Origin of the sequence: Rhodococcus sp. G-MC3 (assembly GCF_030063335.1) — a bacterium.
Lineage (GTDB): Bacteria > Actinomycetota > Actinomycetes > Mycobacteriales > Mycobacteriaceae > Rhodococcoides.
The window spans coordinates 1-14,114 of record NZ_JASISW010000032.1 but is presented as its reverse complement, the minus strand read 5'-3'; the positions used below and the strand labels follow the sequence as shown (position 1 = coordinate 14,114).

11 protein-coding genes and 2 pseudogenes are annotated in these 14,114 nt (G+C 62.3%); 6 read left to right on the top strand and 7 right to left on the bottom strand.

All coding sequences use genetic code 11. The features are described from left to right. Positions 1–34 precede the first annotated feature (34 nt). Positions 35–1,324: an acyl-CoA dehydrogenase family protein gene (locus QMK17_RS24125; protein WP_283511827.1), complete on the bottom strand. Its 1,290-nt coding sequence runs from the start codon at positions 1,322–1,324 to the stop codon at positions 35–37. An 80-nt stretch (positions 1,325–1,404) separates the two neighbouring features. Here QMK17_RS24125 and QMK17_RS24120 point away from each other — a divergent pair, with 80 nt between their 5' ends. Continuing rightward, positions 1,405–2,202, top strand: coding sequence for a FadR/GntR family transcriptional regulator (locus QMK17_RS24120; protein WP_283511826.1), 798 nt, complete (start codon positions 1,405–1,407; stop codon positions 2,200–2,202). A 150-nt stretch (positions 2,203–2,352) separates the two neighbouring features. Next, positions 2,353–3,374 (top strand): annotated as a pseudogene (locus tag QMK17_RS24115) (ISL3 family transposase); the annotation flags it as partial. Positions 3,375–3,669: 295 nt separating this feature from the next. Here the strand turns inward: QMK17_RS24115 and QMK17_RS24110 are convergent. Beyond that, entirely contained in the window at positions 3,670–4,032 is a 363-nt protein-coding gene (locus QMK17_RS24110) for a hypothetical protein (protein ID WP_283511825.1), read from the bottom strand. 582 nt (positions 4,033–4,614) lie between these two features. Here QMK17_RS24110 and QMK17_RS24105 point away from each other — a divergent pair. Further along, positions 4,615–5,190, top strand: coding sequence for a hypothetical protein (locus QMK17_RS24105; protein ID WP_283511824.1), 576 nt, complete (start codon positions 4,615–4,617; stop codon positions 5,188–5,190). 127 nt (positions 5,191–5,317) lie between these two features. Here QMK17_RS24105 and QMK17_RS24100 read toward each other — a convergent pair whose 3' ends face one another. Both QMK17_RS24100 and QMK17_RS24095 read right to left on the bottom strand, forming a co-directional pair. Then, complete coding sequence (locus QMK17_RS24100) at positions 5,318–6,562, bottom strand: acyl-CoA dehydrogenase family protein (RefSeq protein ID WP_283511823.1); 1,245 nt, start codon at positions 6,560–6,562, stop codon at positions 5,318–5,320. 183 nt (positions 6,563–6,745) lie between these two features. Further along, complete coding sequence (locus QMK17_RS24095) at positions 6,746–8,017, bottom strand: MFS transporter (RefSeq protein WP_283511822.1); 1,272 nt, start codon at positions 8,015–8,017, stop codon at positions 6,746–6,748. A 101-nt stretch (positions 8,018–8,118) separates the two neighbouring features. Here QMK17_RS24095 and QMK17_RS26545 point away from each other — a divergent pair. Further along, positions 8,119–8,277 (top strand): annotated as a pseudogene (locus QMK17_RS26545) (sigma factor-like helix-turn-helix DNA-binding protein); the annotation flags it as partial. Between the two features lie 92 nt (positions 8,278–8,369). Here the strand turns inward: QMK17_RS26545 and QMK17_RS24090 are convergent. Together QMK17_RS24090 and QMK17_RS24085 are read right to left on the bottom strand one after the other, a co-directional pair. Then, positions 8,370–8,846, bottom strand: a complete 477-nt coding sequence (locus tag QMK17_RS24090; RefSeq protein WP_283511821.1) for an OsmC family protein — start codon at positions 8,844–8,846, stop codon at positions 8,370–8,372. Positions 8,847–9,235: 389 nt separating this feature from the next. Beyond that, positions 9,236–9,784, bottom strand: a complete 549-nt coding sequence (locus tag QMK17_RS24085) for an ATP-binding protein (protein ID WP_283511820.1) — start codon at positions 9,782–9,784, stop codon at positions 9,236–9,238. Between the two features lie 248 nt (positions 9,785–10,032). Between QMK17_RS24085 and QMK17_RS24080 the strand changes: the two genes are divergently transcribed. Next, positions 10,033–11,397, top strand: coding sequence for an MFS transporter (locus QMK17_RS24080; RefSeq protein WP_283511819.1), 1,365 nt, complete (start codon positions 10,033–10,035; stop codon positions 11,395–11,397). Positions 11,398–13,273: 1,876 nt separating this feature from the next. Here the strand turns inward: QMK17_RS24080 and QMK17_RS24075 are convergent. Then, positions 13,274–13,483 (bottom strand): hypothetical protein, encoded by a 210-nt coding sequence (locus tag QMK17_RS24075; protein WP_283511818.1) that lies wholly within the window; start codon positions 13,481–13,483, stop codon positions 13,274–13,276. Positions 13,484–13,792: 309 nt separating this feature from the next. Between QMK17_RS24075 and QMK17_RS24070 the strand changes: the two genes are divergently transcribed. Further along, entirely contained in the window at positions 13,793–13,990 is a 198-nt protein-coding gene (locus QMK17_RS24070; protein WP_283511817.1) for a hypothetical protein, read from the top strand. Positions 13,991–14,114 lie beyond the last annotated feature (124 nt).

Below are 14,114 nucleotides of genomic sequence, written 5' to 3'. Positions count from 1 at the left end.
CTCCTGCCGATGGGTCGAACTACGGGCGTCGCGACTAGATGAACGGGGACACCTGCTCCTCGATGCCGAGCAGTGCGCGGCCGTAGATCTCTTCGTTGATGTTCAAACTGATGAACGCGTGACGCGAACCGGTTTCGAGGTCGCGCCAGATCCGTTGCAGGGGGTTGACTTGCGCGAAGCTTCCTGCGCCGCCGACGTTGAGCAGCAGTTCGACGGCCTCGCGGCATCGTTTAGCTGCGTGTGCTGCGTCCATACGGCATCGCGCTCGTTCGAGGACGCTCATCTGTCGCCCTTCTGCTGCTGCGGCGTCGACTTCATCAGCGCTCCGGAAGGCGAGCAGCTCGGCCTGATCTATCAGAGATCGCGCCTCTGCCATAGCCAATTGGGTGGAGGGTGCGTCGATCGAGCGCTCGTAGAACGAGTAGGAAATGGGCTTGTTCTTCTTCAGCGTCGCCATGACGGTGTCGTAGGCTCCTTCTGCCATGCCGAGCACCGGGCCCACGAGCACCAGAGCCAGTACGGGAACGAGTGCAGACTGGTACAGCCTCTCGTCCTGGAATTCCGTGGGAGTGATGCCTTGCATGGCGTCGATGACGGACAGCACATGGGAGTCGGGGACGAACACCTCGTCGGCGACGAGGGTGTTGCTCCCGCTGCCGGACATACCCGCGACATACCAGGTGTCCTCGATCGTGAGATCCGACATGGGAATCAGGGCCATTCCCGGGCCCAGAGCCTCGCCGGACTCGGTGGTGATCGGTATTCCGACATTGGCCCAACTGGCGTGGCTCGAGGCGGAGGCGAATCCCCACCGGCCGGTGACTGTGTACCCGCCCTCGGCGCGGACCGAGGTGGCGGTGGGTGTGACCACACCGCAGGTGGCGATGTGCGGATCTGCTCCCAGGACCTCCTGTTGCACCGCTTCGGGGAAGAAACCGAGGGTGTACGAGGTCACGTTGCTCAGCGTGGCGACCCAGGCTGTGGAACCGCAGCACCGCCCGAGCTCGAGTACTACTTCGAGGAAGGTTCGAAAGCCCTCCTGCGACCCACCGAACCTGGCTGGTTTGGTGATGTCGAACAGTCCGGCGTCACGTAGTGCGTCGATGTTGGCTTGCGGTACCCGGCGATCTGTTTCGGCTTGTGCTGCGTTCGAGAGCAGGAGAGGTCCGAGGTCGCGGGCTGCGGCGACAAGACGGTGTTGTTCGGTTTCCGGTGTCGTCGAGGGAGCGGCGGTGTCGAGGAGAGTCATGGTGAATCCTTTGTTCGGAGATCTGTTTCCGGCGCCGCGGTTCATGGTGCGCACCGTGAACTGCGAATAAATCATGATTAATTGATAGAGTGATGTGAAAGCCGTCACTTGTCAAGCGTCAGTGCCTACTGAATCTCAGGTCCGGAAGGGGAACGATGAGCGAGAACCACACCAACGACACACCAGGGGCGGACGAGACCGAAGAGTTGGAGGGACCGGCGGCCTCGCGGGATTTGTGGCTTCCACCAGCAGAGATGCCGACTCGGGTGACAATCGGCGGTTCCCGAGCGGAGACCGCAGCCGGCCAGATCGCACGATTGGCGGCCACCGCGCAGGCCGGTGAGCGCATCGGCAGCAAAGACGACTTGCGGAAGCTCTGCGGATTCTCGGTGGGGACGATGAACGAGGCGATCAAGCTTGCGCAGGCTCGCGGAGTCATCACCTCACGGCCGGGGCCCGGTGGTGGCATCTTCGCCTGCGATCCTTCGCCGCTGTCCCGGATGAACGGATGGTTCAGAGCCGCCGCAGACGACAGTTATGCGTTCGCCGAGGCCGTACAGATTCGCGACGCCATCGCGCCTTTGCTGGTGGACGAGGTGTTGCGGCAGATGACGCTGGACGACCAGGACGTTCTTGCCGAACGACTGTGGGAAGTACGCCGAGCCCGCAATTCCCTGGCGGTGTCGGACTTCATTTGGGCGTGCTGGGCACTACACCAGTACGTCGCCGGAATCGGCAAGAGTCAGCTCCTCGATACTCTCTACCTCAGCATCATGGACGTCGGAACGTCCTACCTCCGTGCGGTATTAGAGGCGAGAGAGTCCCGAGTCCACCTCGACGGGCTGGCCCAGGTAATGGAGGACCTCGTCGCCGCCCTTGAACTTCGAGATCGCGACGCAGCCATCGATGCCCTGCACCGCACCGATCCGACCATGATCCTCAACCCAGCCTGATCAGCCGTCGCTCTGAATGACACCCGCCCGACGACACGCGTGACCGGGTGCGCGCACCGTCAGCACCCGGTCTACTGAACAGTTTCAAGATCCAGGACAAACTCCGGCGTCGAGGCTATGCGCGTCGGGAACGGTAAAACGATGCCGACGGTGCGCCAAGTCCCCTGGGCCCGCCACGGTGCCGGGCATACCCGCGCTTTCGATCAGCAGGTCGCGTGGCTGGCCACCCAGTGCTCCAAGAAGGCAATCACCGAATTGATGCGGATCGCTTGGCGCACAGTCGGATCGATCATCGCTCGGGTGTGGGCCGACACCGCCGCCGGTATCGATCCGCTGGCCGACCTGCCAAGAATCGGGGTCGACGAGATCTCGTGCAAACGCGGTCACAAGTACCTGACCGTTGTCGTCGACCACGACACCGGACGCCTGGTGTGGGTCCATCCGGGCCGAGACCGCGCGACCGTCCGCTATCTTCGACGCACTCGAGTCCTCGGGTGCGGGAAGGTGCGCCCGCGTTACTCATGTCACCGCTGACGTGGCCTTGTGGATCTCCGATGTGGTCCGCGACCGATGTCCCCGCCGCGATCCGCTGTGCCGACCCCTTTCACGTCGTCGGTTGGGCTACCGAGGCACTCGATACCGTACGCCGTCAGGCATGGTCCAATGCGCGCCGCGGGAACACTCGATTGCACGGCTGGATCAATGGACGACGCTCGACCGTGTCCACAGGGCCTGCCCGGGCACTGTTTCGTTCCCGCTATGCGCTGTGGAAAAACCCAGAAAACCTCACGGGCCGTCAACGCGTGAAGCTGCGCTGGATCGCAGCCACCAATCCGCGTCTCTACCGCGCTTACCAGCTCAAAGCAGGCTTAAGAATGGTCTTCAAGCTCCCGGTCGACCAGGCCGCCGATGCACTCGAACGCTGGATCCAGTGGGCACGACGCAGCCGCATCGAATCGTTCGTCACCCTGCAACGCCGTGTCACCGCACACCGCGAACAAATCCTTGCCGCAATCGAACACGGCCTGTCCAACGGACTCGTCGAATCCATGAACACCAAGATCCGACTCCTCACTCGCATCGCATTCGGCTTCGTCCGCCCCGAAGCGCTCATCTCCTTGGCGATGCTCAATCTCGGAGGGCACCGACCGTCGCTACCAGGTCGCCAATGACCCCACACATCAGTCACACGGGCCACCTTTCTTGACGGTGCGGTAACTGTCGACTTGCGGGTTGTGTTGGATGCACGCCGACTGCCGGGGAGCGGTGCTGCCGACCATCACGGACGGTGCCGTGACCGCCGCCGGTAGCGGGAAGTAAGAACGACTGCAGCGGTAGCGGCCGTGAGGACCGCCGAATCGCGACTGCTGGATGCTGCAGCAACAACAACGAACAACGACAGCGCGCGGACTGCGTCGAGTGCGATCCGCGTGTTTGGTTCGTCGAGGAGGTTCGGCCGAACCGAATTCACCGATGCGACGTCGGGTGCGTGGTGCACACTCGGGGTGTCGGATCGGCGACCCAGAACCGCGGGGGAGCGCCAATGAGTTCGGCGCCACCCTCGACGAGCGTTCGTTGCCAACGAGGGCAGGCCTGTTCGGTGACAGCGAGGATGTCGTCGTCATCGGCGAACACTAGCGTGCCGCCCTCGACGGCGACTGCCCATCGGTGCGGCGCTGCCCAATCCCGTCCGAGCTTGTCGGCAGGCACCAGGAAGTCACCGAAGTCTTCGACGACGGTCCCCGTTACGACGACCCCGCGGCCCACCCGCAGTTGTACGGTGTCACCGACTCCGCACTCAGGCGTAGTGACATCTCTCGAATCGCTCACAGCGACAGTAGAGCAGACACTCGCCATCGCTGTTGCACCCGTATGCGGTCTACCCGCGAACTCTGGAACGCACGAGCGTCGTCGATGCAGCGGCTGACGTTTTTCTGCCTCGTGTGCGCGGGTCACCGAAAGCAAGTCCACTACAAGACATCCGACCGCCACGCAGACAGTGTGCTGAGCAGTACCCGGCGATGTCGGTGTCACCCGATACCGAGGGCACCTGCAGTACGCGGCGGCCACCTCGTGAGCAGTACGTACCGGTACGAGTGGCACTGTTCACCGACTGGTGCCTCGCCGCCGATCTGACCCCGCTGCCTGCATCGCCGGTGACCCTTGCCGAGTTCCTCGGTGACAATCCTGCCGGGGATCGGGTCCAGATCCGCCGGATCTCGGCGGTAACCGCGCCCACACCGATGCCGGCCACCCGGAGCCCGGCCGCGTCACCTCATTGCGCGTCGCCCTCGATTCCGTTCGGGTCGAGCGTCGGCGCGGGCGTGCCCGACGGTTGGCCGCTGCCGCGGCCGGTCTGCCGACGACGGGGTCGGTGGAGGAGTTGTTCGGACTCCGCGCACGGTCCTGTTGATGCTGGCAGCGGCCGGGTTGTCGTACCGCGCGATCGCAGCCCTGGACCGCACCGACATCACCATCGCCGAAGACGAGAGCCGCTGGATCGGCGGTAGCCATCGACTGCGACTTACCGCAGATAACCCGGCCGGATTTCGGCCCGCCGACGTTTGGCGATGCTGGGATACGGTGTTGCGGTTCGCCGACCGCTATCCCTCGGCCACGCTGGTGCTCGATCACCTGCGCAGCAATGCTTTTCGGACATGTCCGGGTGGCCGGATCGGCCATGCCCGGTGGCGCTACCGATCGACCGGTGGAGACACATGCCGTTCCCGCCGGAGTCCCGTTCGGCAGAGGCCCCGAGGGCTCAACGACGACACTCATGACGCCGCACCATCTGTGCCGGAACATGATTCGGTAGAACTCGATACCGGCCATTGCGAGGTCGGCATTCGGGCCCGCCGTACCGCGCACACGCTGCTGACCGAGGTCCCCGGACTGTACGACGGTGTCGAGAACCTCATCGACGCTCTTCTCGCCCGTACCCTGGGTCTGCTCGCACAGCACACGGGCGAGACTGACCAACCGCTTTGACACCCGACGTACGGCGTCACCGGTCGGTTCTACTGGTCTCGAAATGGGCGATTAAGGTAGCGGCACAATGCCTAGCTGTGACTGAATCAGTACATGCTTGTGCCCGTCGGCCGTATGGGAGGGACGATCAGGAACGACGCTCCAGGACGCTGGTGGAGGTAGGACCGGCCGGGACTCCGCATAGTTCGCGGCCGATGTTTTCCATCCAGGTGTCGAGATTGTTCGCTGCGTGCAGGCTCCCGGCGCGACAGTTACGTGCGATCAGCTGAAGTGGAAGTCGCTTGCTGATCGCCGAGGCGCCGGATGCGTGCAGCAATGTCTCGATCGCGGTCGAGCAGGTGTGCCAGATGTAAGCCACATCGGTGTGCAGCTGGGTGATTTCGTGCTCGGCCGGTTCCGTATCGTCGGCTTGATACCGGTCCAACTGCGCTACTGCTGCGTCGGCCACTCGTCCTGCTGCTCGAATTGCGGTGTGTGCACGACCAACGGTGTGGTAGGTCATCGGAGCGTCGATTTGGTGCGCGTACGGGGAATAGGGGATGCTGCGCTTGTCGACTCCGGTGAGAAATACATCCAAGGCGTGGTCGGCCATCCCGAGGGCAATGCCGGTGCTCGTCACGAGCGAGCGGGGGAGGCCGCCGCGGCGTGGTCCTTTGCCTTTCTCGGTGAGTTCGTCGATTCGCGAGGCAAGCACTGCCGGGGTGCTGAATCGTTCGTCCGGCACGAACAACTCTCCGTCGGTGGCAACGGTCTGGCTGCCGGTTGCAGCCATTCCCATTGCGTCCCAATCATCTCTGCACACCAGAGAGTTCTTCGGGACGAGGGTCATAGCGACTTTCGAGTCGTCCGTGTCATCGTAGAATACGGCGAGATAGCCGTGCGATGCGTGAATGCTCCCCGTCGCGAAGGGCCACACCCCTGTGATCATCCAGCCTCCATCGACCTGTCGAGCGGTACCGGACATGCGCCGGCTCGTACCGCCGACCGCGAACGTCCGGTTTCCAACCCAGGGTGAGTTGTACACCGGGGCCACCACATCGTCATCAAAGGCGAAGCTCCAGAGGTTGCCACCTGCGGTTGCCCACACGACCCAGGCGCTCGCCCCACAACCGGCACCGAGCGTTCGGTAGATGTCGTGGACCTCACGGGTGGTGAAGTCGGCTCCGCCGAAGCGGTTCGGCGTAGTAACACTGAACACTCCGCCCTCGTCGAGGCGATCGATGGTCTCCTGAGGAATTCTGCGTTGCGACTCCGCGAGCGACTGGTTCTCACGCAACCATGGCTGCAGTTCTGTAACGAATGACAGGATTTCGCGGGCACGAATGCGCTGACTGTCTGTTGCGACTTCGGCAGTGTCGATATCAGTCATCATGCTCATACTCTTTCAGTCGTGATCGATGGTGCTGCGAACTCGGGACCGAGGCGCCGTTCGCCTAGGGCTCGCGCGTCAAGGCGCACGCGATGTGTCTACTACCTCAGCTCGGGTCATCGATGTACAGCACTTTCCTTGCAGTCGGATCGTTCTGCGCGGCAACACCGCCTTGATAACACGTAACTAGTTGTGCGCCGGAAGGGCCGGACGCGAGATCGCATTCTCAGGCGAGTCGAATGCTCGCGGTCCTCGTGGCGACGGCATGAACATGAACGTGATCGCGGAGACGACGGCCAGTGCAGCGATTCCGTAGAGAGCGACGGTGTATGTGCCTGTTCGGTCCACCACGACGCCGACGCCGAACGGTGCGATCGCTCCACCGAGAACAAAGGCCATATAGGGCCCGGCGAACGCTTTGCCGTACGCTGCGAGCCCGAAGTATCGAGATGTGAAGTATGCAACCATGTCCAGTTCACCGCCGAGTAGGCAACCGAGTGCTATGGCCAAGACCGGCGCGTACCCGACCCCGCCGACGGCGAAGAGCACGACGCTCGCGGTGAAGATCAGCAGCAGTCCTGCCGCGACGGCCGTTGGCCGGAGAATGTCGATCAACCAGCCCACGCCCAGTCGACCGATCACACCGGCGAGTCCCATCAGTGACGCCATGGTCGCGGCTTGACCCGCACCCATTCCGTAGTGCCTGAGCATGGGGATCAGATAGGCGACGAGTCCGGTCACAGTCATGGCCAGTAGCGCGAAGGTGAGGATCAATCGCCAGTACAGAGGGTCACGTCGAATGCTCGAAAAATCTCTACCGGTGAGGGCCGGTTGGGCGGCGGCACCAGATACCAAGCCCTCGGCCGAGCGCGATCTAGTTCTGAGGAACAGCAGGGACGTGACGACTCCCACCAGTGCTACACACGCCAACGTGAGATATCCGCGTTGCCAGCCGTAAAGCTCGATCACTTTGCCGATAGTTATCGGAATGATGGTGCCTGCGAGACCGCCACCCATCATGGTGATACCGAGCGCTAACCCGCGGGACCGATCGAACCAACTGCTCACGGCGCGGCTGAACGCGATCGGTCCGGATCCAGCCCCGAAGAAACCCATCGACGCCATGGCCGCCATGTAGGCAGGAACAGAATGAACAATGGTCCCCAACGCCACAAAGGTCAGCGCGAGAAACAACGCTCCCGTGATCGTGGGCACCTTGACTCCGACGCGGTCGACGACGAAGCCCACCACCGGTGCCGCGAGCACCATCCCCAGCGACAGAAGGGTGATGGATAGCCCGTAATCGCCAGGGGTGAGTCCGATTTCACGCCCCAGATCACCGGCAAACAGTCCAGTCGAGTAGACGGCGAGGCCGGTCACGCCTGTTCCCACCCCAATGGCAGCTGCGGTCAAAGTCGACCACCCATCTCGAAACTCGGCCATGCGTGAAGTCGTCAATGGGTTTCTCCTTCGATTGTGAACAAGGACCGATCCGATTGCGGGCCGGGCGATCTTGCCGGGCAGGCCCACGTATCGAGGGCTGATGGGAAGCGGTCGGTAACCTCCCTCGCGAGTTTCAAGAGGTCTTCGTGCTGCGTGACGTTTACGGGTTCACCGGGTCTGCCACGGCTCGACCGTTGAACATTTCCACCGTGGCAATGAGGACTCGGTTGCACCGAGCCCGGACGCGCCTACGCACCGAGCTTTCGAACCTGTGAACCAGGGAACCGGCTCGTCGCTGAGCCAATACGCTCGCACTCTGATCTCGCAGCGTCGCTGACCAAGTTTTCCGAATGAGGTGCGGTGCACTTCATTCGGCGTCGCATGAGATCCAGTCGTCGCCTGACTTCAGCCGGTGGTTTACAGGAACGTTGAGCATGGCTTCTGCAAAGCAACCACGGGAAGCCGCTGCGATGAGTGCCTGCTGGTCTGTCATCGGTGAGGGCGAGTCGATTTCGATATCCAAACAAACCGATCCTGACTTCGCCGTATACGGCTCGCGCGGACTCGGTCCCGGGATGAACTTCCATTCGAAAGAACCCGCAACGCTCAGACTGTTCACATGAACCCCCCGCTGCCGGGCGAAGTTTCTGACTTGGGTCATGAAGCACGTTGCTACTCCGGTCGCGAAGATGCTGAGCGGCATCGGTGCTGTTTCTTCACCGCCGATTGCCGACGGTTCATCGCTGGCCAATTCCCACTCCGGACGCGCCCAGGGCTCTTCCATACGCACCCGTACATCGTTGCGGCGCTTCCCGCTGGACACGGCATCCAACGAGATGACCACGGAGTGAGCCGCTTTCGGCAGAGTGACCTCATATTGGTCCAAGTGTGCGCCTACTGTCGCACCCGGCTGGACAGGAGAATTCTCCACGAAAGTACGTCCTCTCAACTCGTCTCGGCGATTGCCTGAAGTGAACCAAGTCACTTTTAAACACCCTAAACGTACGGGTGTTTTAGCGCAATAGCGGCGGGCCGCGCCGGCTCGGTTGTCAGTCCACTCGCAGTCGCTTACGGATCTGCGATCTGCACCCGCCCCTGATCAGTAGAAATCCGGAAGGTTCGAGCGGACCCATTACGGCATTCCGTCTGTGGATGGCGAAGTCCAATCGCGCGATACCGGACGCGAGTTCGGGATACAGCAGGCCGCGACGGCTTTCGGCATCGTTCAGCAAACTATCGAGTTGACGACGAGAATCGGATCGTGGATTCCGCCGATGAAGATAGCTCGTTGACCGGCAATCGCAGCTCCATCAAGTTTGAGCGTCGGGTGATCACGGTGGGCGGGGTCCAGAGAGTCTCCACGTCTGTGATGACAGCGACCTCGTAACCATCTTTGCTCAAGGCCCAATGAGAACGGCACCGTCTCATTTCCCAATGCCTACCATCTTCGTGCAGTCGCCTACGCGAACGCCACCCGGTGCCCGGCGTGCGCGGCCGCGACACCGAGCGAAGTCGCGGGGTGAGTTTTGCCTGTGCCGGCCCGAGGAGGACCACGTTGCGGGCTTCGGCGAGCCACCCACCGGCTTCGAGTCGGGCGATCTGCCCGCGGTCGACACCGGGTTGGGCTATGAAGTCGAAGTCGGTGACCGTTTTGATCGCCGGGAACCCGGCGCCTCTGATGCGCAACCGCGCGCCGGACTCGGCGCGGGCATTGGATTTGGCGGCGAGGACCGCCGCGAGGTAGTCCTCGCCGAACGCAGCTCGACGCGCCAAATATGACACGCCCCCGAGCCTAGGGGTTGACAGTGACGGCAATCACGACGGAAAATCAAATACCCGAATGTTTCGGGTGGTATTCCCGTAATGCGCGAGGTCTCATCTTGGTTGACCGGGAAGTACATGTGCACCGAACCCGGTCGTCGACTCAAGTTTGAACGTGAATCGGAGCAAACCGTCACCAGGACAGCGACCGCACCGACGCAGCAGTGCCGGTCCGCGCTCGAAGTACGACCGAACCAGGAGAACCTCTAATGCAGCCCAACACCTCGCCCTCGCCGATCGGGACAGATGCCGAAACCCGTTCTCATCCCTGGGTGATCGTGCTGTGCATGTTCATCACCGTCATCGAAGGCTTCAACCTCATCGTCTACGGATCCGTGATTCCCCTTCTGCTCGACGACACCGCACTCGGTCTCACCGACCAGACCACTGGATTGATCGGCGGCCTGGTGTACATCGGTGCGATAGTGGGGTCGGTGGCCGCGCCGTGGGCCGCCGACAGACTGGGACGAAAACGCGTGCTGCTGTTCGCAATCGCACTGTTCGCCGCCGGGGCGGTGCTGACCGGATCGGCGATCAGCGTTCCCATGCTCGCGGCGGCGCGTTTCGTCACGGGAATCGGCATCGGCGGTTCGTTGACCACCGCGATGACCGCGGCCCGCAACAGTTCCTCGGCCCGACGTGCCTCGCTCGTCGTGACGATCACGATGGCGGGCATTCCCCTCGGCGGTGTCGTGGCGTCGCTTCTGGCCATCCCCATCCTGCCCGCGTTCGGGTGGCGGCCGATGTTCTTCGTCGGCGCGAGTACGGCCCTGGCCATCATGGTTGCTGTCGCGCTCATGACAATTCCTACCGACACGCCGCAGGAGATCGCCGGGCGTCTGTGGTCGACCGGCCGGAAGTTGCGGGTCATGTTCGTCGGACGCGGGCTCGTAGCCACGCTCGTCATCGCTGCCTGCGCTATCGCGAACATGGTTGCCTGGCAGGGTCTCAACGTGTGGGCAACGCAGGCAATGGTCGATCTCGGCTACTCACTGCGCGTGGCGCTGTTACTGACCTTCACCCTCACCGGCGCTGCTGTCGCAGGGTCGTTCGTTGCGGCGTGGGCCGCAGATCGCCGCGGATCGTCCATCGTGGCGGTAGCGACGAGCAGCTGCACCTTCGTAGGTCTCGTGGGAATTCTCGTGCTGCCGCTGTCTCTGCCAGGAACCATTGCTTGCGTCGCGCTGACGGGACTCGGCGGACACTCGACCATGAACCTCGTGCACACGACGACCGCAGACATCTTTCCGCTCTCCGTCCGCGCGACCGCGCTCGGATGGTCCAACGGAACGTCGTTCATCGGCGCATTCGCCGGTCCTGTGTTGGGCGGCACCGCGATCGCGGCAGGCGGTGCGCACGAGCTGCTGTCGGTGTTCGCGTCGTCGGCCGCGGTGTGTGTCGTCGCCGTCCTCGGGTTGGTCTGGGCGGGTCGTACGTCGGCGGCCGATGCGTCCGTTCAGCGTGTGATTCCGGAAGCGGACCCGATGCGCGGATTGACGCGCCGCAAAGCGTCGACCGCTCGCTCGAACTTCTCACGGAACCGTGCAGTCGGCAGCACGATCGACACCGCCTGAAGGGCACCGGTCGGGCCGACGAATCCGGTTTCTAACACGCAGACCCCGATGTCACGCTCCTCGACATCAACCGACTAATCCAGGCCGACGCAGGTTCGGCGGCGACAAGGGCCGTGATGACGGTTGAGTGCTGATTCTGGACGCGTGGGGACGGCAGTGGATGCGCGTTTCATAGTAAATCAGCAGTTTCGCCTTGTATGCGCGCACTTGAGTCTGACCGAGTGGTGCAGTGGCTTTCGCGGGTATTGCGTTCAGGGTTGCTGGCTGTTAGCCAGAATTTCTGTCGGTTGCTTGGATCCATATGGACTGACGAGGCGCTGGGTGGACGGCACGGCCGCGGTCGGTGACATGCACGCACACTCGCCGCATTGGAAGGCGTGACACTCGGTGCGGTCAAGTGCGCCGATTTCGTCGTTCGGAAGTGTCACGAGGGTGTCACAAGTCGTTCCGGATGTACCTGGATTGCTGTGGCCGCGGATGGACCGTTCGCGCTGGTGGGGCTGCAGTAGTGGTTCCAGGTGGACCCATAGGAAGCCATCGCATCTAGCTGGGGGTCAAGGGGTCGCAGGTTCAATTCCTGTCAGCCCGACACAGAAATCCAGGTCAGAGGCGGTTCCGGAGAGATTCGGGACCGTCTTTTTCGTGTGCATGACGACGTTGTCGAAACTAGTCCGAACGCGGCCTTTGAAGGCATGTTCGAGACGTCTATGGCGATCCCAGGCATATAGGGTTACGCAATTTGCGCTCTGGACTGCCCGATAGTCGCCCGAAGCTCGGTCCAGTCCCAACCATTGATGTCGGTGCTCTGTGCGACTCTGCAAGGCATGGCGATGTGCATGGCGTGCGAGGTGGAAATGCTCGATTCGGTGGGTTGCTCATGGCGGCCCAGTCGAATACCCAATGGGAGAGTCAAGTGTCACGACTGTGCTGCACCGCCGGGAGCGCTCCACCATCCTGGCTGTGACGGTGAGCGGTGCCGGTGTGGCCAGATGCTCTCCTGCGGCAGCGGATGCGCAGTGGACGAGTGCGAACGTGAAGACGGACACCACTACGTCGATGCCAGCTGTAAGTGGTGTGGGCAAGCGTTCGGACCGCTAAGCGGCGTGGGCGGCCGATGACTGTGTGGGCAGGCATTACCTTGCGTGTCGATGGTCGGCGGAGCACCTACAGCCACTCGCTTGAATTTGGAAATACCGAATCCCATGCGAATCCGGGAGGTCGCAACCTGTTGGTCGAGGAGCCCGAGTATGCGCGGTCACTTCTCGGGCGGTTGCTCGATGACGCAGACGGCTAAAGGGCCAATACTTCGAGACCGTCGACCTGGCGCTAGGGTAGTCGCGGACACTGTACGAGGGGGGGGCTATTAGCCGGTGTTCTCACCGGACGGTTCGACGGTCCCATTCAACAGTGTCGACGGGATCAGCGTGATGAACTTCGATGACAGTGACGTTCGGCTTCTGTCCCGCCAAGACAGCGTATTCGGTGCGGTCTTCACACCCGACCGCGCCGGCGTGGTGTTCGTTATCGTCGGCTACATCGTCGCGGTGCCGGTGGTTGGGGGGATCGACTGTCGTTTTGCGAGATCAGTTTTGGAACGCCGATCCCGCCTTCTCTCCCGACGGCACCACCATGGTTTTCCAGCAGTCGTGGTGGCCACCACGGATCCGAGCTGTATTCGATACCCGCAGCAGGCGGTCCGATCAGTCTTCTTCTGAAACTGAAACTGACATAAGCAGTCCGCTGACCAGCCTCGCGGCGTCCTGGTTGATAGCGCTCTAAATAATCCATGTTTGATCGTAGAATCCGAGACAAAGGGCCGCAGGTGGACGAAAACCTAAACGGGTACGTGCGATGCTCCACGCGAGCGCGGTCGGCGTCAGGGTCGGGCTCGGCCTCGTAGAAGCTTGGTGATGATGGCCGTGACCAGGGCAGTGCCCACCAGGAAGCCTAATCCACCACCGACGATGGCACCTTTGGAGAAGCTCCCCACCAGCACGGTGATCGCCATCCAGATGAATCCCGAGATGAACCCCGCGAGCAACGCGCCTTTGATCAGTTCGTGATTCCGGTCCGCTTGTGTCGTCATAGAAGCGGATCCTATGCGACCAGGACCACGACCACATTGGTATCGCACGCCGTTCGACCCCGGACGAATCGCTTTGATCAGCGACAATGTGAACAAACACTCCGATCGCGCCGCGCAGGTGATTTCAGCAGCACCATTCGCCCAAAATGCGTTGCTGCGCATCCTGACAGCGCCTGATGGCCGCCGGGTCGTCCGAACGATCTGCTGAAAGACAACAGGATCTGTGAGCGACGGTGCCATTGGCCGCGCGCGGTCGGGCCCATAGAAATGTCCACAGGCGTCGATGACGCGCCCATACAATGCGTAAGCATGATAGGAAAACGCGCCATCCAGACCTCAGTCGTTGCTGCTTTGGCATTGGCGAGCCCGCTGCTCGTTTCGGTGGCCCCAGCCTCCGCGGCACCCACGACGATCCCGTTTCAAGTCAACCCACAGTACATCGGTGACCTGCAAGGGGCACGGTTCGGAGCGGTAGTGGGCGTCGAGCCCGGAACGGCGGAGTTGTGATCTGCCGCGGGGATTTCGGACACTGGAGATGGTTAAATTCAGGCCGCGTTGTCGTGCTGCCGGTAACTGTAGTGGACATCGTTCGGGGCTTGGTAGTCGAGAGCTGAATGCCTGCGTCGAGGGT